Source organism: Caulobacter sp. GW821-FHT12A07 (assembly GCF_058807655.1).
In genome coordinates, this window is sequence record NZ_JBXAQX010000019.1 from 23,778 (window position 1) to 42,861 (window position 19,084).

The following is a 19,084-nucleotide window of genomic DNA, read 5'->3' on the forward strand; positions in this document are numbered from 1 at the left end:
AAAAGACCCCGGAAGCGGCGGCTTCCGGGGTCTTCGTCTTCAGCGGAAAAGTCCGATCAGGCCTGTTCGGTCTTTCGGGCCTGGATGCGGCACCAGGCGTAGAGGCCGGCCACCAGGATCGCCGCGACGACCAGGGCGATGATCATGCCCAGGTGCTCGGGCGGCGGCGAGGCGATGGCCAGGGGGGCGCCCTTGTTGCTGGCGACGATCAGCAGGGCCAGGGCCACGTTGAACAGGCTCTCGCCGACGATGAAGCCCGAGGCGATCAGCACGCCCAGGCGCTTGGCGACCTCGGCCTTGCGGTCCTTGGAGACCACGCGCTCGAAGATCCAGCCGGCGACGGCGCCGACCACCACGGGGGCGGTCACCGCGCTGGGCAGGTAGATGGCCAGGCCCACGCCCAGCGGCGGCAGGCTGAAGCGATCCTTGCTGGCGCGGCGCAGGACGATGTCGACGAGCACCAGGGCAAGGCCGATCAGGGCGCCGACGCCCAGCAGGTCCCACTGCAGGTTATGGCCGATGACGCCCTTGGCCAGGGTCGAGATCAGCGTCGCCTGCGGCGCGGCCAGGGGCTCGGCGCCGGGCACGACGTTGAGGTTCGGCGCGCCGACGAAGCCGTTGGACTTGGCCAGCAGGTCCAGCACGAACGGGATGACCACGGCGCCCGACAGCACGCCGATCACCAGGGCCGTCTGCTGCTTCCACGGGGTGGCGTCGACCAGCTGGCCGGTCTTCAGGTCCTGCAGGTTGTCGTTGGCCACGACGGCCACGGCCAGGACGGTGGCGGTGACATAGAGGGCGAAGGCGACCAGGGCCTTGGCGGCGTCGGGGCCGATCAGGCCGCGGCCGATGGCGCCGACCAGCAGCGAGGCGCCCAGCACGGTCAGGATGGCGATGCCCGAGACCGGGCTGTTGGACGAGCCGATCAGGCCGGCCATGTAGCCGCAGACGGCGGCGGCCAGCAGGCCGGCGAACACCAGATAAGCGACGCCGACGATGGTCAGCGGCAGGGCCAGGGCGCCGGCGGGACCGCCGAGCGCGAAGGCCGCCAGCAGCCAGCCGGCCGGGGCCAGCAGGGCGACCGAAACCAGGCCGACGACGAAGAGCGGGATGTCCTGCTCGACCCGCGGAATGTCGCCCGAGCCCGCGCGGCGGGCCTTGCCGGCCTCGAACGCCGAGACCAGGCCGCGCCAGATCGGCACCACGAGCTTGCCCAGGGTCCAGATGGCGGCCGCGCCGATGACGCCGGCGCCCAGGAAGCGGACCTTGGTGGACCAGACCTTCAGGGCGTGGTCGGCGACGCTCATGCCGGCTTCGGCCGGGAACACGCCGGTCAGGATCGGCACCAGCACGGCCCAGGCGATGAACAGGCCGGTGAACATGGCGATGCCGACCGTGATGCCCATCAGGTGGCCCGCGCCCATCAGCGCCAGCGAGCTGGACGCGCCGATGCCGGTCGCGCCCTTGCCGACCTTGAAGTAGGTGGCGACCTCGGCGGCGAAGATCTTGGCCGCGCCCAGGGCCGCGAAGGCCGCCGACGCCAGGGTGCCGGCGATCACGGCCCAGAGGCCCGCCTTGCCCTCGGCCGCGCCTTCGCGCGAACCGGCGCCGACCTTCAGCACCTCGGCCGCGGCGACGCCTTCCGGATAGGGCAGGGGCGAGTTGGTCACGAGCGCCCGGCGCAGCGGGATCGTGTACATCACGCCCAGGATGCCGCCGACGGCGCAGATGCCGAAGGTGGCCAGGAACGGGATGTTCGACCACCAGCCGATCATCAGCAGGCCCGGCAGGACGAAGATCACCGAGGACAGCGTGCCGGCCGCCGAGGCGATCGTCTGGACGATGTTGTTTTCCTGGATGGTCGAGGTCTTGAAGAACCGCAGCAGGGCCATCGAGATCACCGCGGCGGGGATCGAGGTGGCGAAGGTCAGGCCGACCTTCAGGCCGAGATAGACCTGGGCGGCCGTGAAGACGACGGTGATCAGGATCCCCAGAAGCACGCCGCGGAGCGTGAACTCCGAGCGTGGGGCGGCGGCGGCATCGGACATATGGGGTCCCAAAACAGTTAAGGCGGCCGGACCTTGCAGTCCGACCGCCCCATACTCAAGCCCCGAGGGGCAAGAACTGTTATGAAATTACAGAATTAGGGTCACAGAACGCCGAGCATCTCGGCCACCAGGGGATGACGGACGATGTCCTTGTCGGCCAGGCGGACGACGGCGATGTTGGACAGCTCCTCGAACTTGGCGGCCACGTCGGCCAGGCCCGAGATGCCCGGCAGCAGGTCGGACTGGTTCGGGTCGCCGGTGACCACCATGGTCGAGTGCCAGCCCAGGCGCGTCAGCAGCATCTTCAGCTGCATGTAGGTGCAGTTCTGGGCCTCGTCGATGACCACGAAGGCGTTGTTGAGAGTGCGGCCGCGCATGAAGCCGACCGGGGCGATCTCGATGGCGCCCTCGGCCATCAGGGCCCGCATGCGCTTGACCGAAAGGCGATCGGTCAGGGCGTCGTAGAGCGGGCGCAGATAGGGGGCCAGCTTGTCTTCCATGTCGCCCGGCAGGTAGCCGATCGACTCCCCGGCCTCGACGGCGGGGCGCGACAGGACGATGCGGTTGACCCGTCCGGCCTCGAGCGCCTCCACGGCCTTGGCGATGGCCAGGTAGGTCTTGCCGGTGCCGGCGGGACCCAGAGCCATGACCAGGTTCTTGGAGTCCATGGCCTCCATCAGCTGGGCCTGGCCCGGTGATTTTGGTTTTATCGTCTTGATGTAGCTCTGATCCCGGGGCGCGTTGTCCGTCTCGCCCAGCGGCGACCAGCCGCCGCGATGCTCCACCGGCAGGCGACGCACCTTGGCGTCGTCATAGCGGTCGTCCGCGCCCTCGCGCACCATCCGCTTCAGGGCTCGCTTGGTCATCAAAGCCTCCATTCAGGCATGAAAAAAGGACGAGGCCGTGAGGCGTCGTCCTTGGGTCGATGAGAGGAGCAGAAGACGGAGCCGCAGGCGCGGCCAGGCGGCTCGGTGGAGCCCCAGGAAGGCGGTGCTGTACGCCGGAACGCCGAACGCAAGACCCTGTTCTCCGTCGTCAGGAGGCCGCGGTCGGTATGGTCCGCGGCAGATACGGAAGGAAGTCTCCCGATGAAGGGATGTTCCATGCCGAATCACCGGATTTACAATGGGGTGATTATGGTTTCTGAGCGATTAAGATTCTGCGTGCCAAAAGAACACGGGGTGTACGGATGACTGTCTATTCGTTGGGCGATGCGGCGCCGCGGCTTCCCCCGGAAGGCGAATACTGGATCGCCCCCAGCGCCAGCGTGATGGGCAACGTCGTGCTCAAGCAGAACGCCAGCGTCTGGTGGGGCGCGGTGCTGCGCGGCGACAACGATCCGATCACCGTCGGCGAGAACAGCAACATCCAGGACGGCTCGGTGCTGCACACCGACGCCGGGATCCCGCTGACCATCGGCGCCAACGTCACCGTCGGCCACATGGTGATGCTGCACGGCTGCACGATCGGCGACGGCTCGCTGATCGGCATCGGCTCGATCATCCTCAACGGCGCCAGGATCGGGAAGAACTGCCTGATCGGGGCCGGCGCCCTGATCACCGAGGGCAAGGAGATCCCCGACAACTCGATGGTGGTCGGCGCGCCGGGCAAGATCATCCGCGAGGTCAGCGAGCACCAGGCGATGATCCTGCAGGCCTCGGCCCTGCACTATGTCGAGAATTGGAAGCGCTATCGCGCCGGCCTGAAGGCCTTGTGAGCCGGAAAAATGCAGGAGCGCCGCCCTCTGGGGGGAAGACGGCGGCGCTCCTGACGGACCCGCGCGGGGGGCTCGGTGCGCGGGGCTTCTCACGGCGGCAGCGGGATCGAAGCCGCCGTTGGAAGTTCGGATGACCGGAAGGCGCTCTCCACGAAGCCGCCGATCGATCTGATGCCGTCATGATGGCGGGCAGGTTTGCAGATCGGATTAAGGTTGAGTCTTCGCAAAATCCGTAACGACGTTATGGCGGCGTTTACGCGCCCTCTTGCCGCCGTCGCCGGGCCGGGTCACTCTCTGTCTTAACAACGATAACATTGTGGGAGGGACGCCATGTCGGGCACGCGCTACGACTACGTCATCATCGGCGCCGGTTCGGCGGGCTGCGTGCTGGCCGCGCGGCTGAGCGAGGATCCGGCGGTGAAGGTTCTGCTGCTGGAGGCCGGCGGCAAGAACGGCTCGGTGCTGGTGCGCATGCCCGCGGGCGTGGGCGAACTGATCAAGGCCAAGGGCGAGAGCAACTGGGGCTTCTGGACCGATCCGGAGCCGCACCTGGACGGCCGCCGCCTGTGGTGGCCGCGCGGCCGGGGCCTGGGCGGGAGCTCGGCGATCAACGGCATGATCTATATCCGCGGCCATGCCCGCGACTACGACCAGTGGCGGCAGATGGGCCTGTCGGGCTGGTCCTATGCCGAGGTGCTGCCCTACTTCAAGCGCTCGGAGACCTTCCACGGCGGGGGCTGCGACTATCATGGCGGCGACGGGCCGCTGCACGTCTCGGCCGGGGAGTCCGACAGCCCGTTCTACAAGGCGGTGATCGAGGCGGGCCGCCAGGCGGGCCACCCGGTGACCAAGGATTTCAACGGCTTCCAGCAGGAGGGCTTCGGCCCCTACGACCTGACGATCCGCGACGGCAAGCGCTGGAGCGCGGCGGCCGCCTATCTGGCCGGCGCCTTGGCGCGGCCGAACCTGACCTGCATCACCGAGGCCCGCACGACGCGGATCCTGGTCGAGAAAGGCCGGGCGATCGGCGTCGAATATGTCGCAGGCAAGGGCGGCCAGACGGCGGTCGCGCACGCCGACGCCGAGGTGCTGCTGAGCGCCGGCGCGGTGCAGTCTCCGCAAATTCTGCAATTGTCGGGGATCGGCGATCCGGATGCGCTGAAGATGCACGGCATCTCGACCATCCACGAGTCGCGCGGCGTCGGTCAGAACCTGCAGGATCACCTGGACGTCTGCCTGTCGTGGACGACCAAGGGGCTCAAGACCGCCTATTCGGCCAACAAGGGGCTGAACAAGCTGGGCGTCGGCCTTTCCTACCTGCTGATGGGCAAGGGCATCGGGCGGCAGAACTTCCTGGAGTCGGGCGCCTTCCTGCGCTCGCGGCCCGATCTCGACCGGCCCGACCTGCAGATTCACGCGGTGCTGGCGATCATGCAGGACCACGGCAAGGTGGTGGTCGAGAAGGACGGCTTCACCCTGCACATCTGTCAGCTGCGGCCGGAGAGCCGGGGCTCGGTGGGCCTGCGGTCGGCCGACCCGTTCGCCGATCCGACGATCCTGGCCAACTACCTGGCCGCCGACGAGGACCGCCGGGCGATGCGCGAAGGCGTGCGGATCGGCCGCGACGTCGCCGCCCAGGCGGCGCTGGATCCCTATCGCGACAGCGAGTACGCGCCGGGCGCCGGGGTGAAGAGCGACGCCGAGATCGACGCCTGGATCCGGGCCAAGGCCGAGACGATCTATCACCCGGTCGGCACCTGCCGGATGGGCGCGGCCGGCGATCCGCTGGCGGTGGTCGACGACCAGCTGCGGGTGCAGGGCCTTGCGGGCCTGCGGGTGATCGACGCCTCGGTGATGCCGACCCTGATCGGCGGCAACACCAATGCGCCCACGATCATGATCGCCGAGCGGGCGGCCGACCTGCTGCGCGGCAAGGCGACCCTGGCGCCGCAGGACGCGCCGGTGTTCGACGGGGCCGCCGCGGCGGCGGCCTGACCTCTTCACCCGTAAAATCCCCGCTGTCGCGGGGGTTTTACGGAAGAGGGAGGCGCGCGGGCGGTTTCGGATAGATCCGCTGCTCGCGCCCAATAGGCCTTATTTCAAAGTTTGATTGGGCGGGGGCGGGTGAAGCCGCCCACAGTCACGGCCGTCTTCCAATAGGACCTGCTTCATGAGCCAACGCCCCCTCGGCCGCTCCGGCCTCTCGATCGCCCCGCTGGTGTTCGGCGGCAACGTCTTCGGCTGGACGGCCGACGAGACGACCTCGCACCGGCTGCTCGACGCCTTCGTCGACGGCGGCTTCGACGCGGTCGATACGGCCGACGTCTATTCGGCCTGGGTCCCGGGACACGAAGGCGGCGAGTCCGAGGCGACGATCGGCCGCTGGCTGGCGGCCGGCGGCAAGCGCGACAGCATCAAGATCCTGACCAAGGTGGCCAAGTGGCCCAAGCGCCCCGGTCTGTCGGCGACCAACATCGTCGAGGCGCTGGAAGACTCGCTGCGCCGGCTGCAGACGGATTACGTCGACCTCTACCAGTCGCACGAGGACGATGCGGCCACGCCCATCGACGAGACGCTGGAGGCCTTCGACCGGCTGGTGAAGGCCGGCAAGGTGCGGGCCATCGGGGCCTCGAACTTCACGCCCGAGCGGCTGGAGGCGTCGCTGAAGGCCTCGGCCGACAAGGGCCTGGTCCGCTACGAGTCGATCCAGCCGAAGTTCAATCTCTATGACCGCGACGAGGTTGAGGGCGCCCTGGCCGAGCTGACGACGCGAGAAGGCGTCGGGATCATCCCGTTCTACGGCCTGGCCGCCGGCTTCCTGACCGGCAAGTATCGCAGCGAGGCCGATCTCGAGGGGCGGGCGCGGGGCCGGACCATCGCGCGCGACTATCTGAACGAAAAGGGCCTGCGGGTGCTGGCCGCCCTCGACGCTGCGGCCGAGGCGACCGGCGCGAGCCCCGCCCAGATCGCCCTGGCCTGGATCGTCGCCCATCCGGCCATCACCGCCCCGATCGCCAGCGCCACCAGCGTCGAACAGCTCGACGAACTGCTGGCCGGCGCCCGCCTGACCCTGCCGCCCGAGGTGATCGCAGCGCTGGACGCGGCGGGGCGCTGAGCTTTGCCGATCTACCGTCCTCTCGATGAAGCCGAGCGTGCGGCCGTCCGCATCGGGGTGGCGCGGGCCGAACGGATGGCCGGGGTAGAGCGCTTGTCGGCGACCGACCTGCAAGCGCTCTACGATGTTCTGCTTTCAGAGGCCGAAGGCGCGACAGCGGCGATCGAGGCTGTGGGCTATGCGTTCGGCGAGGCGCTGCTCGCGCACGGCGGCCTGGAATGGGCCCTGGCGGTCGATGACGCGTACGGCGACGAGATCAGCGTCGCCTTGACGGGCGTCCAACTGGGCTGTCACCCGCTGAGCATGATCGCCAACCGTCTGAAAGACGGCGAGGCCTGGAACCTGGCGGATCTGGCCGAAAGCACGGTCGGACGGTTGCGCCAGTTGGCGACCTAGGCCACACGATCTTAGCGGGGCTGTGTTCTCGATCGACAGCCGGCGTCGGCGGGACTAAAGCTTGTTGAGATCAATTCTCAACTGAGGCCCCGCCATGACCGAGCGCAATGTCCACCAGATAGCCGACTGGAACGGGCGCACCGGCGAGCGCTGGGTGGCCAACCAGGCGCGGCTCGACCGGATGCTCGACGCCTATGGCCGGGCGGCGGTCGCCGCCGCCGCGCCGGCGCCGGGCGAACAGGTCCTCGACATCGGCTGCGGCGCGGGGGCGGGCAGCCTGGCGCTGGCGGCCCTGGTCGGGGCCAAGGGCGGCGTTCTGGGCGTCGACGTTTCCGAACCGCTGGTGGCGCGGGCCCGCGAGCTGGGCGAGGAGCGACCGAACGCCCGCTTCCAGGTGGCCGACGCCAGCCGGGCTTTGCTGCCGGTGGCGCAGTTCGACCTGCTGTTCTCGCGGTTCGGGGTGATGTTCTTCGACGACCCGGCGGGGGCCTTCACCCACATGCGCCGGGCGCTGAAGCCGAAAGGTCGCCTCGCCTTCGTCTGCTGGCGCGGGGCGGGCGAGAACGACTGGGTGCGGCTGCCGCTGCAGGCCATCGCCCCGATCGTCGGCCCGCCCGCCGCGCCGCCGCCCGAGGCTCCTGGGCCGTTCTCGTTCGGCGACCGGGCGCGGGTGGAGCGGATTCTGGGCGAGGCCGGCTTCGTCGATGTCGTGCTGACGCCGGTCGATCACCAGATCGTCTTCGGCGAAGGCGAGACGCGCGAGGCGGCGATCGCCGACGCCGTGGACCTGGCCTTCCAGGTCGGCCCGCTGACCCGGGCCCTGGCCGAGCAGGCCAAGGCGGTGGTGGAAGAAGCCAGGATCGCGGTGCGCGAAGCCTTCGCGGCCAAGGCGCAGGACCGGTCGGTGGTGATCGACGGCGCCGGCTGGATCGTCACCGCACGCAACGGCGGCGCCTAGTAAATCCGGGAGGAGGGGGCGCTCCCGCCGCGAGGCGCTCTCCCGAGCGTCCCCCTCCATCCCTTCGGCGTCGCACCCGGCAGTGCGACGCAAGCCTCCCGCTCCAGAGTCCGGGAGGAAACCTTGTCCGCCGTCAGGCGATCAGCCGGCCGTCCAGGCTGGCCAGCCGCAGGCGCGGGGCCTCGGCGTTGTTGGGGCCGAGCGCCTGGATCCGGCGGACGCCCAGTTCATAGGCCGGGCGGCCCATCAGGCGCTGCATCATGGCGATCGGCTGGTAGAGGCCCAGGAACCGGTCGACCTCGCCGCTGGCGCCGGTCATCGGGGCCAGCAGCACCTCCATGCCGACCGAGGCGACGCCGTGGGCGCGAATGTCGGCAGTGACGACGACGGGCTCGGCCCGGCGGCGGGCGACCTCCAGGGCCGACTTCACCTCCAGCCGGTGCGACAGCGCCCACAGCGACAGCGAGTCCTCGCCGCGCAGGTCGCGGGCGTGCAGATCGGCCACGAAGCCGCCGGTCAGGCGGAACGGATAGCGGCCGCCCGAGCGTCCCAGGATGAAGACCTGGGACAGAATATCGAGGAAATCGCCCGGATCGACATCGGCGCGGGACGGCATGCGCGCGGCGCCGGCCTGGGTTCGCCAATAGTCTATCAACCGTTCCGTGCTTGGATGGAACATCGTCGTCCCCTGGCGGGTCCACTTCGCGGTCCAGATCGACCGCATGGGGCTTGCTAGGAGAACCGGGCCAGGGGCCCCGTCGTATCGTCTTGGCACAGAGTCGAGGCGCGGCGGGCCCATGGCGCGCTTCTTGCTGGTGAACCGGCTGGAAGACGCACGCTGTGTGAAGGGGAGACGCCATGACGGCGCCGAAACTGACCGTGTCCAAGCTGTGGATCGCCATCGGGGCGGCCCTGGCCGGACTCTTCGTGGGCGGTGTCGCCTACGCCCAGTGCAACAGCGGCTGCACGACCACGCCTCCGAGCTGCTGCACCCCGCCGCCGGCGCCCCCGCGCCCGCCCAAGCCGCCGAGCGGCTGCAACAGCGGCTGTAACGGCGGTGGCGGCGGCAAGAGCTCCGTCAACGTGAACGTCAACGTCAATGCGAGCGCCTCGGCCAACGCCTCGGCCGGCAGCAGCGCCGGGGCCGGCGCGGGCGCCAGCTCGACCGTCTATTACGGCGGCGGCGCGCACGGCGGCTACTATTCGGGCCCGCAGGCCACCGGCTATATCGACGGCCTCAACGTGATCGGCGGCGAGACCGCCCGCCGCACGGCCTATGAAGCCACCCGCACCAAGTTCAAGCGCGTCGTCGTCCGCGCCGTCTGCCTGGACGACAAGGACATCCCGCACCCGGCCTCGCAGGTCACGCCCGACCGCGACATCGACGATCTCTATGACGGCGAGCTCTACCGCTGCATCGCCGGCAGCCGCATGCAGTACGTGATCGGCGAATACGACAGCACGATCGACGTCAGCACCGGCGGCCGCGGCGCTCAGACCTATATCTGCCAGAAGAACGAGGCGCTCTATCACACGCCCGGTATTCGTGGTGGTGAGGGCGGGACCCTGGTCTGCCGTCCGCAGCGCCCGGCCCGCGACTGCAACGAGCGCTCGCTGCTGCGCCGCTACGGCGCCGGCGTGAAGATCCTGAGCATCCTGACCACCGAGACCTACACCGCCTATCGCGAGGAGACGGTCCGGGAGACGCGGTCGTCGGGCATGAGCCTGAGCCTCGACGGCGGCGTCGGCGGGGTGGTCTACTGATCGCCTAAGCCGGTTCGAAACGACAAAGGCCTCCGTTCGAAAGAGCGGAGGCCTTTTTCTTTTGTCCTTCTCCCCTTGCGGGAGAAGGTGTCGGCGAAGCCGACGGATGAGGGGTCTCTCAGATATTGGACGCTCCGCCCGGCCTGGCCGCTGCTCGAAGTGTTGAGCTCTGAGAGACCCCTCACCCGACCCCCTTTCGGGGGCCACCCTCTCCCGCAAGGGGAGAGGGATCAGGATCACTTCTCCGGCTTGACCTCGAAGGTCCAGCTCTTGTCGTCGGACAGGAAGGCGCGGGCGGCTTTCTGGACGTCGGCGGCGGAGACGCGTTGCAGGCCGGCGATCACCGAGCGTGTGGCGTCGAGCAGGCGCGGGTCGGTCTGGGCGCCCGAGAGCGCGCCCAGCCAGTACTCGTTGGTCTCGCGGGCCTTTTCCAGCTGGTCGATGCGCGGCAGCTTGGCGCGTTCCAGCTCGTCGGCGCTGACCGGCTTGTCGCGCAGGTCGGCGGCGATCTTGCGGACGCTGGCGACCACCTGGTCGAGCTTTTCCGGCGGCACCTCGACCGAGAGGCCCAGATACCCCCAGCCGGGGAAGGTGGCGTTGGCCGTGGCCGAGACCGAGGGTGAATAGGTCGCGCCCTGCTTCTCGCGCAGTTCGTCGATCAGCCGCAGCTGCATCACCGAGGCCAGGAGCTGGATGTTGCGCGAGCGCTGCAGGTCGCTGAACAGGTCGTCGGTCTTCCAGGCCATGAACAGCAGGCCCTGGTCGGCGCGGCCCTTGTGGGTGCGGATCACCGGGGTCTTGGAGGGGGCGGGGAAGCCGATCTGCTTGGCTTCGGCGGGCGCGGCCGCGCCGGTGCGGACAGGCAGGGCGCCGAAGGTCTCGGCCACGGCGGCGACGGCTTTCTCGACCGTGGTGTCGCCCACGACGACGACCTCGATCTGGCCGGTCGACAGGGGCTGGCCGACGGCGGCCTTCAGCTGGTCGATCGAGCCGGCGGCGATGTCCTGACGGCTGGGGAAGGTCCAGCGGCCGTCGTTCGGGTGCATCAGCCCGGCCAGGTCGCGGCCGACGACGCCGCTGTTGGTGCGCTCCAGCTGGTCGTGGATCGTGCCGTAATAGGTCTTGATGCGGTTGAAGGCCTCGGACCGCCAGCCGGCGTCGGAGGCGTAGGCCGCCAGCACCTGCAGCTCGGTCGAGAGATCCTCCGGACGGGTGCGGCCGCTGAGCACGAAGGCGTCGTCCTCGACGCCGAGGCCGGCGTTCCAGACCTTGCCGGTCAGCACCTGCTCCATGTCCTGGGCGGTGATCTGCTTGAGACCGCCCTCGATCATCGACGAGGCCGACCACAGCGGGCTCTGGCCGGCCTTGGACAGGTCGAGCAGGCCGTTGCCGATGCGGGCCTTCACCAGGATCTGGTCGTCGCGGAACTTGGTCGGCTTGACCGTCAGGCGCACGCCGTTCTCGAAGCGGACGAAGACGGTGTCGAGGTCGGCGACGTCCTTCTGCTCCACCGGCTTGCCGGTCGGGCCGAACACCGCATAGGGCCAGGCCGTGGCCACGGGGGCGGCCGGCGGGGTGACCGGCGTCTTGGTCGAGTCCGTATAGGCGGCGGTGACCGTGGCCTCGCCGCCCTCGATGGCGGTCGGGGTCGGCAGCACGATCAGCGGACCCTGGCCGGCGAACAGCGCGCGCACGGCGGCCGAGACGGCGTCGGCCTTGAGGTCCTTGGTGATGGCGTCGAAGCCGGCGAGGTTCTGCGAGGGGCTGGTCACCACCTCGCGGTCGCCGAGGCTGCCGACGATGGCGCCGGCCAGGGCCGGGGTGCGCTGGGTGGCCTCGCCGGCGGCGGCGGCCTGGTAGCCGGCGCGCATGGCGGTGATCTCGCGGTCCAGCTCGTCCTGGCGCACGCCGAACTGCACGAGGCGGCGCTGTTCCTGGTCGAGCACCTGCAGGGCGGTCTTCCAGTCGCCCGGCTTCACCTGGGCGAACAGGCCGTTGATCTGGACGGCGTGGTATTGGTCGTTGCGCAGGGCGCCGGCCGAGATGAACGGCGGGGTCTCGCCGCGGGCCAGGGCGCGCAGGCGGCGGTTCAGCACCGCCATGCCCAGCGATTCCAGCATGTATTCGCGGTCGGTGGCCTTGGTCTCGATCCGCTGATCAGCCGGCTGGGCCCAGCCGATCTGCACCGACTCGCCCGAGCCCGGCTCGACGATGACCTTGGCGGTCAGGCCGCGCTGGGCCACGGCGCCCAGGTCGGGACGCGCGCCCGGCTCGCCCACGGCCTTCCAGTCGCCGAAGCGAGCCTTGATCTTGGCCTCCATGGCGTCGAGGTCGAAGTCGCCGACGGCTACGAACACCGCGTTCTCGGGTCGATACCAGGCCTGGTAGAAGTCGCGGATGCGCTGGGCCGGGGCGGTGGAGATGACGTCGGTCGTGCCGATCGGCAGGCGCTCGGGCGGCCGCTGGCCTTGCAGGTTGAAAGCGAAGCCTTGCTTGAAGACGCGGTAGCCGGGGGTGTCGCGGGTGCGCTCCTCCGACAGCACCACGCCGCGCTCGCGGTCGACGGCGGCGGGGTCGATGGTCAGCTCGCCGGCCGCCTCGCGCAGCAGCATCATCGCGTCGTCGACCGTGCCGTCGTCGGTCTTGGGCAGGTCGAGGGTGTAGGTCGTCTCGTCGAAGCTGGTCGAGGCGTTGGTGTCGGCCCCGAAGGCCAGGCCCCGGCGCTCGAGGATCTTGATCATCTCGCCTTCGGGCACGTTCTTCGAACCGTTGAAGGCCATGTGCTCGAGGAAGTGGGCCAGGCCCTGCTGGTCGTCGGCCTCCATCAGCGAGCCGGCGTCGAACCACAGGCGCAGCGCGGCCTGGCCGGGCGGGGTGGCGTTCTTGCGCAGGGCGTAACGCATGCCGTTGGGCAGTACGCCGAAGTGGATGGCCGGATCGACGGCGACGTCGGAGATCTCGTGCGGCCACTGGCCGGGCTTGAGGTCGGAGAACTGCGGGCCCGAGGTCTTGACCGGGGCGACCGGCGGCGCGGGCGCTGCCGGGGCGGCGGCTGCGGTCGGGGCGTCGGCCTTCTTGCTCGAACCGGGCAGAACGGAAGGCAGGGTGGAGCAGGCGGTGAGCGCCAGGCCGGCGGAGACGACGAGCGCCAGGCGCGAGACGGATATCATGGCTACCGATCGATTGCGGAAGATGTCGAAGCTCAACTTGGGCGGCGCGCGTGGCGCAAGCAAGGCCGCGCGGCGGCGGATTGGGCCAGGGCGACTTCCAGTTTGCAACATCGGGCCGCAAGCCTGTGGGAAACTCGCGCGCCTGGACTTGCGCAAGGCGCGGCCGCATCCCACTCCGTAGGAAGGCCGGGCGTCCGGCGGCGAGGGAGCAGCGAAATGCGTCGATGGCTTGCGGGCGTTGCGGCCCCCCTGGCGATTTGGGCGGTGCTGGCGGGCGCGCCGGCGATGGTTCAGGCCCAGGCCGTGGGCAAGCCGGCGGTTCAGGCGGCTGCTCCCGACGCCGCTTTGGCCGCCCGCATCGACACTGTTCTCGACCGCGCCGTGGCCGACCAGCGGCTGGTGGGCGCGGTGGCCCTGGTCGCCCGCGACGGCAAGCTCGTCTACCACCGGGCCGTGGGCCTGGCCGACCGCGAGGCGACCGCCCCGATGCGCGAGGACGCGGTGTTCCGCCTGGCCTCGGTCAGCAAGCCGTTCGTCAGCGTGGCGATCATGCGGCTGGTCGAGGAGGGCAAGCTGTCGCTGGCCGATCCGGTGACCAAATGGCTGCCAGACTTCAAGCCGGCCCTGGCCGACGGGCGGGTCCCGACCATCACCATAGGCCAGCTGCTCGACCACACGGCGGGCCTGACCTACGGCCTGTCGGAGACGGCCGATCACCCGTATCACAAGCTGGGCGTCTCGGACGGGCTCGACATCTCGGGCCTGACCCTGGACGAGAACGTCGCCCGGATCGGCAAGGGGCCGCTGGCCTTCGCGCCGGGGAGCGCCTGGCGCTATTCGCTGGCTATCGACGTGCTGGGGCTGGTGGCCGAGAAGGCCGACGGCCAGCCGCTGCCGCAGGTCGTCGAGCGCACCGTGACCGGCCCGCTGGGCCTGAAGGACGCCGGCTTCCAGGCCAAGGACCCGGCCCGCCTGGCCACGCCCTACGCCAACGCCAGCCCGGCCCCCACCCGGATGACCGACAACCAGGACGTCTCTCTGGGCGCGACCGCCGTGCGCATGGCCCCCAGCCGCGCGACGGATCCGGCCGCCTTCCCCTCGGGCGGAGCGGGCATGGTCGGCACGGCCGGCGACGTGCTGGCCCTGCTGGAGGCCGTGCGCACCGGCGGCGGGCCGGTGCTTTCGCCCGCTAGCGTCAAACTGATGATCACCGACCAGGCCGGGATCAAGGCCGCCACCCAGGGCCCCGGCTGGGGCTTCGGCTACGGCTGGGCCGTGCTCGACGATCCGGCGGTGGCCAAGACCCCGCAAGGGCAGGGCACGTTGGCCTGGGGCGGGGTCTATGGGCACAACTGGTTCGTGGATCCCAAGGCTGGTCTGACCGTGGTGCTGCTGACCAATACCGCGTTCGAAGGCATGAACGGCCAGGTGACGCGGGAACTGCGCGACGCGGTGTACGGGCGCTGAAATCCTTCTCCCCTTGCGGGAGAAGGTGGCGGCGAAGCCGACGGATGAGGGGTCTCTCAGACATGAGACGCATCACCCGGCCTGACCGCCACACGCGGTTTCGATTTCTGAGAGACCCCTCACCCGACCTCCTTCGGAGGCCACCCTCTCCCGCAAGGGGAGAGGGAACGGGCATTGCTGGAAAACACCTGGGTCCCCGCTTTCGCGGGGATTTTACGGGGGGAGGGCCGAGCCCAGTCTCGCCCCCTCCGTCACGCTGCGTATCCGCAGCGCGCCACCTCCCCCGCTAAAGCAAGGGAGGAGCAGAGAGGCCTCAGTTCCGGATGTAGAACGCCGCGTTGTTGCCCGTGGCGCTGGCCGTGCCCGTCACCGAGCGGGCCGAGCCCGTGACCGTGGTGGTCGAGCGGGCCGAGACGTCGGCGCTGTTGGACTGGTCGTTGGAGACGCTCATCGAGCCGCCGCACTGGCTGCAGACATAGCCGGTGACCGAGTTGCCGGCCGCCGTGGCGCTGGCGCCGATGTCGTAGCCGGTGTCGCCCGTGGCGCTGGCGATCACCTCGACGCCGCCGCCGTCGTTGGTCTGGACGTTGTCGAGCACCAGGGCCGCGCCGGTGTTGCCGACGATGGCGTTGTTGCCCACGCCGTTGGCGCTGGCCTGGGCCGCGCCGTAGAGATACGAGCTGGTCTCGGCCTGCGAGCGCACATAGGCGGTGTTGTACTGGTGGTTGGCCACGTCGAGCAGCGGCCCGGTGTTGCTGGCCGACAGGTCGTTGGCGACGGCGGTGGTCGCCGTGCTGGTCAGGTAGCTGTTGCCGTAGGCGGTGAACTTGCTGGCCTGGACGAGGTCGGAGGTGTTGCCCTGGTCGGCGATCACCCGGGCGGCCGACTGGTTGTAGCCGCCGATCGCGATGCTGTTGCCCGCCGCCGCGCCGGCCACGGTGGACGTGCCGCTGACATACTGCACGATCGCCCCGCCGTCGGCCAGGACGTCGCCGGAATTGGCCTGGCTGATGCGGGCGCCGGCCGAGCCGTTGTCGAGATAGAGCCCTTGGGCGTTGCCCATCGCCTGGGTGGCCATGGTCAGGTCGCCGGCCTGGGCGGTTTCGCCCTCGACCTGGCCGCGGGCGGTGACCGCGCCGCTGTTGGTCTGGACCGTGAAGCCGGAATAGGTGGCCTCGGTCATGTCGACCGAGCCGTTGTTGCCGGTCGCCACGGTGGTGACGTCGCTGGACGCGCCCATCGAGCCGGAGGCGTTGACCACGCCGTGGCCGTAGACCGAGCCGGAGTTCACCTGGTTTGAGGTGGCGCTGACGTCGGCGCGCTCGCCGCCGATGCCGACGGCGTTGCCGGCGGCGGTCGTGGTGGCGCTGACGCCCTCCTCGACGGTGACGACGTTGAGGGTCTGCTCGGTGAAGACCTCGCCCAGATTGACCTGGTTGTTGAGAACCTGGCCCTGGGCGAAGGCGACGCTAGTAGCGACCGCGACGCACAGAGGGATCGCTGCGATCGTTCCAGCGAGACGGATCTTCGCGGGTCTGCGCATTGTTGGTTCCCAGGTTGTTGTAGGCGGGCGTGTAGGCGCCCGTGACGCCGACGGTGTCGGCGCCGAACGGATCCGACTGCAGGCAGCTCTGGGGACCCGGCATGCCGTAGAGGTTGGCGCTCATCTCGACGACCGAGCGCTCGATCAGCGAGCGCACGGCCAGCTGCACCGGCTCCAGCGCGCCCTTGCCGCCCGACAGGTCGAAGACGTTGTTGTTGGCGAAGGCGAAGATGCCGGCGCTGACTTCGCGGCCGATCACCTGCTTCTGGTAGGAGATGACGTCTTCCACCACCAGGGTGCGGCTGTTGATCAGGCGCAGGTCCATGGCGATGTTCATCACGAACAGGCGGCGCTTGAAGTTGGCCTTCAGGCCGTCGCTGTCGAGGTCGCCGCCGTAGAGGTCGGCGCCCGCCGAATGGATGTTGTAGTTCAGCTCGGTGACGCCGCCGACGAGGTAGAAGTCCGAGCCCGCGACCTGGCCGGCGACGATCTTGCGATAGTCGGCCGGAGCGTCCGGCGTCGGGGCCGGGCGGTCGGAGATCAGCTTGTTGTTGGCGTACTTCAGTTCGAGCTCGGAGACCGAGGTGTCGAAGCGCTCGACCATCGGCATGCCGGCCTTGGCGAAGGCGGTCATGGCCATCAGCGAGGCGCCCTGGGTGACCTTGCGGCCCGAACCGTCGGACTCTTCCTTGCCGGTGTAGTCGGCGATGCGGCCCACGGCGATGCGCGGGGCGGCGACGCGGTTCTGCCGGGCGTAGCTGGCCAGGCAGTTCAGCGCCGTCGAATAGGGGGTCGGGTTAGCCGTGACCGGCGCGGTGCCGATCGGCCGGGCGTAGTTGCCCGCGTCCAGACGCTTGGGCACGCCGCCGCCACAGGCGCTGAGCGCCGAGCAGGCCGCGGCCACCAGCAGGAGGATCCGCTTAGTTGCCATTGGAGACACCGCCGTTGGTCGACGAACCGGCGGTGACATTGCCGTTGTTGACCTGCTTGGAGTTGACGATGACCACGTTGTTGCTGCCCTGGGTGATGACCGTCAGGTTGTTGCCGATCGCGGTCGAGCTGGAATAGCCGCCCAGGCTGCCGACGCCCGAATAGCTGTCGAGCGAGCCCGACGAGCTGCGGCTGGAATAGACGCTCTGGTCGCTGCCGGTCAGCATGACGCCGTCGACGATGACGCGGTTGCCGTTGGCGTCGCGGGTCGAATAGTCGACGATCTGGTTTTCCTGCCCCGCCGTGCGGCCATAGCCGGCGTTGTACGAGGCCGAATTGGTGCTGACGCTCTGGGCGAAGGCCGGAACGCTGGCCCCGATCAGGACACCGGCCGCGACGAAAGCCGCGCCGTAGGCCCGGACGAGGGGCTTGTTGTTCTTATTTGAGGCCATGACGGGCTCCGCGACTGTCTGCCAGGGGATTGCAAGCAACCCCCGTGCCAAAACCGGACACGCCAATCCTAGGCGCCAAGGTATCCAGAATTGGTTAAACGCGCACCGCGCGGCGGTTGGGGCGGTCGATCGGAAGGCCGCGCATCCTTTGGCGTCTCTTACGCCATTGATCCCGGAGCGGGATTGCGAGACCCTCGTTCTCCAAGAACCATAAGGGAGGATTGAGCTTTGCTGGTGTCTCAGATCCTGAAGGACAAGGGCGACCTGGTGTTCACCGCCTCGCCCCAGGAAACCGTCGGCGCGGCGGCCGCCCTGCTGCACGCCCGCAAGGTCGGGGCGATGGTGGTGCTGGAGGCCGACGAAAGCATCGCCGGCATACTGTCGGAGCGCGACATCGTGCGGCAGATCGCCAAGGAGGGGGCCGGCGCCCTCACCAAGCCGATCTCGGCCTGCATGACCCGCGACGTGATCTTCGCCCAGCCGGACGAGACCATCGAGGCCCTGCTGGCCAAGATGACCGACCGGCGCATCCGCCACCTGCCGGTGGCCAAGGGCGGTCGGCTGGTCGGGATCATCTCGATCGGCGACCTGGTGAAGTACAAGATCCAGGAGACCCAGGCCGAGGCCGACGGCCTGAAGGCCTATATCGCCGCCGGCTGAGGCCGGGGCGGGCGAGGGGCGCTCTCTCTTCTATAGGGAGCGCCTCATATGAGAGCGCCCCTACATATAGAGAGGGGCGTCAGCCGATCAGCTCGGCGCCCGTGCCGGTGACCGCGTCGGCCAGGGTGTAGCCCTCGAGCACGGCGGCGGTGGCGTCGCGCGCCCGCAGCAGGGCCTCGCGCAGGGCGCAGGTCACCAGGTCGCTGCAGTCCTCGCAGCGGCGGAAGGCGGTGCGGCTGACGCAGGGGGCCAAGGCCAGCGGCCCGTCGACCAGGCGGATGATCTCGGCGAAATTGATCTCGGCGGCGGGGCGGGCCAGCAGGTAGCCGCCGAACTTGCCGCGGCGGCTGGTCACCAGCTTGTGGCGGGCCAGGCCCAGCAGGATGGCTTCCAGGAACTTGCGGGGCGCGTCGGCGCGCAGGGCCAGTTCGCCGGCCGTGACCTGCTCCTCGGCGCGCGCCAGTTCGATCATCGCGCGCAGGGCGTAGCGCGCCTTCTGGGACAACATCGACGACCCCTCTTCTATAGAGCGCTCTCTATAGATGGAGCGCGTCAGGCGGGTCAGCCGCGCGCACCTGACCCTGCGCGCTCTATGAAGCCACGGCGGGGCGGGGCGCAAGCGCTTCTGTTCCGGACTCCATGCACAGATCCGCCCACAGCTAAGGGCGCGGGGCGGGCGGAATCGGCTTGCGGCCGGCGGAGGCCCCACGTAGAAGCCGCACCTCGCCGCGGGGGACGCCTTCGCAGCTTCGGAAATGAAGGTTTCGACTTGCATTTTCGGCGCTGGATCGCTAAGTTCCGCGGCCTCAATCGACTCGGGCAGCTGGATTGCCGACGACCTTTTGGTCTTCGGGAGGGAGCGCT

At 69.4% G+C, this 19,084-nt stretch carries 16 protein-coding genes; 8 read left to right on the forward strand and 8 right to left on the reverse strand.

What is annotated here, in order from left to right:
• Positions 1-56: 56 nt before the first annotated feature.
• Entirely contained in the window at positions 57-2,048 is a 1,992-nt protein-coding gene (locus AC1RRS_RS24630) for an OPT family oligopeptide transporter (protein ID WP_487292507.1), read from the reverse strand.
• Between the two features lie 101 nt (positions 2,049-2,149).
• Positions 2,150-2,926 carry a PhoH family protein gene (locus AC1RRS_RS24635; RefSeq protein WP_487292508.1) on the reverse strand — a complete coding sequence of 259 codons (777 nt, stop codon included), beginning with the start codon at positions 2,924-2,926 and terminating at the stop codon, positions 2,150-2,152.
• Between the two features lie 311 nt (positions 2,927-3,237).
• Here AC1RRS_RS24635 and AC1RRS_RS24640 point away from each other — a divergent pair, with 311 nt between their 5' ends.
• The 5 genes from AC1RRS_RS24640 (at position 3,238) to AC1RRS_RS24660 (ending at position 8,234) form a co-directional block, all read left to right on the forward strand.
• Entirely contained in the window at positions 3,238-3,765 is a 528-nt protein-coding gene (locus AC1RRS_RS24640) for a gamma carbonic anhydrase family protein (protein ID WP_492857466.1), read from the forward strand.
• Positions 3,766-4,095: 330 nt separating this feature from the next.
• Positions 4,096-5,760, forward strand: coding sequence for a choline dehydrogenase (locus AC1RRS_RS24645; protein WP_492857467.1), 1,665 nt, complete (start codon positions 4,096-4,098; stop codon positions 5,758-5,760).
• A gap of 175 nt (positions 5,761-5,935) precedes the next feature.
• Positions 5,936-6,880 (forward strand): aldo/keto reductase, encoded by a 945-nt coding sequence (locus AC1RRS_RS24650; protein ID WP_492857468.1) that lies wholly within the window; start codon positions 5,936-5,938, stop codon positions 6,878-6,880.
• A 3-nt stretch (positions 6,881-6,883) separates the two neighbouring features.
• Complete coding sequence (locus AC1RRS_RS24655) at positions 6,884-7,276, forward strand: DUF3806 domain-containing protein (RefSeq protein ID WP_492857469.1); 393 nt, start codon at positions 6,884-6,886, stop codon at positions 7,274-7,276.
• A 94-nt stretch (positions 7,277-7,370) separates the two neighbouring features.
• Positions 7,371-8,234, forward strand: coding sequence for a class I SAM-dependent methyltransferase (locus tag AC1RRS_RS24660; RefSeq protein ID WP_492857470.1), 864 nt, complete (start codon positions 7,371-7,373; stop codon positions 8,232-8,234).
• A gap of 133 nt (positions 8,235-8,367) precedes the next feature.
• On the opposite strand, the gene AC1RRS_RS24665 is transcribed toward AC1RRS_RS24660, so the two are convergent.
• Entirely contained in the window at positions 8,368-8,913 is a 546-nt protein-coding gene (locus tag AC1RRS_RS24665) for a PAS domain-containing protein (RefSeq protein WP_492857471.1), read from the reverse strand.
• Positions 8,914-9,092: 179 nt separating this feature from the next.
• Here AC1RRS_RS24665 and AC1RRS_RS24670 point away from each other — a divergent pair, with 179 nt between their 5' ends.
• Positions 9,093-9,998 carry a hypothetical protein gene (locus tag AC1RRS_RS24670; protein ID WP_492857472.1) on the forward strand — a complete coding sequence of 302 codons (906 nt, stop codon included), beginning with the start codon at positions 9,093-9,095 and terminating at the stop codon, positions 9,996-9,998.
• Positions 9,999-10,234: 236 nt separating this feature from the next.
• On the opposite strand, the gene AC1RRS_RS24675 is transcribed toward AC1RRS_RS24670, so the two are convergent.
• Positions 10,235-13,168, reverse strand: a complete 2,934-nt coding sequence (locus AC1RRS_RS24675; RefSeq protein ID WP_492857473.1) for a M16 family metallopeptidase — start codon at positions 13,166-13,168, stop codon at positions 10,235-10,237.
• Positions 13,169-13,384: 216 nt separating this feature from the next.
• On the opposite strand from AC1RRS_RS24675, the gene AC1RRS_RS24680 reads away from it, so the two are divergent.
• Positions 13,385-14,635: a serine hydrolase domain-containing protein gene (locus tag AC1RRS_RS24680; RefSeq protein ID WP_492857474.1), complete on the forward strand. Its 1,251-nt coding sequence runs from the start codon at positions 13,385-13,387 to the stop codon at positions 14,633-14,635.
• Positions 14,636-14,948: 313 nt separating this feature from the next.
• On the opposite strand, the gene hfaD is transcribed toward AC1RRS_RS24680, so the two are convergent.
• From hfaD to hfaA, 3 genes are read right to left on the reverse strand one after another with little or no spacing between them, the layout of a single operon-like run.
• Positions 14,949-16,178, reverse strand: coding sequence for a holdfast anchor protein HfaD (hfaD, locus tag AC1RRS_RS24685; protein WP_492857475.1), 1,230 nt, complete (start codon positions 16,176-16,178; stop codon positions 14,949-14,951).
• The gene (gene hfaB, locus AC1RRS_RS24690; protein ID WP_110120657.1) at positions 16,105-17,109 is read right to left on the reverse strand and encodes a holdfast anchoring protein HfaB; all 1,005 of its coding nucleotides are present in this window, start codon (positions 17,107-17,109) and stop codon (positions 16,105-16,107) included. Before hfaB ends, hfaD begins: the two co-directional genes overlap by 74 nt.
• A complete protein-coding gene (hfaA, locus tag AC1RRS_RS24695; protein WP_487292518.1) occupies positions 17,099-17,560 on the reverse strand; it encodes a holdfast anchoring protein HfaA in 462 nt (153 codons plus the stop codon). Before hfaA ends, hfaB begins: the two co-directional genes overlap by 11 nt.
• 228 nt (positions 17,561-17,788) lie before the next feature.
• Between hfaA and AC1RRS_RS24700 the strand changes: the two genes are divergently transcribed.
• Positions 17,789-18,220: a CBS domain-containing protein gene (locus tag AC1RRS_RS24700; RefSeq protein ID WP_110120655.1), complete on the forward strand. Its 432-nt coding sequence runs from the start codon at positions 17,789-17,791 to the stop codon at positions 18,218-18,220.
• Positions 18,221-18,299: 79 nt separating this feature from the next.
• Here AC1RRS_RS24700 and AC1RRS_RS24705 read toward each other — a convergent pair whose 3' ends face one another.
• Complete coding sequence (locus AC1RRS_RS24705) at positions 18,300-18,728, reverse strand: RrF2 family transcriptional regulator (RefSeq protein WP_110120654.1); 429 nt, start codon at positions 18,726-18,728, stop codon at positions 18,300-18,302.
• Between the last annotated feature and the right edge of the window lie 356 nt (positions 18,729-19,084).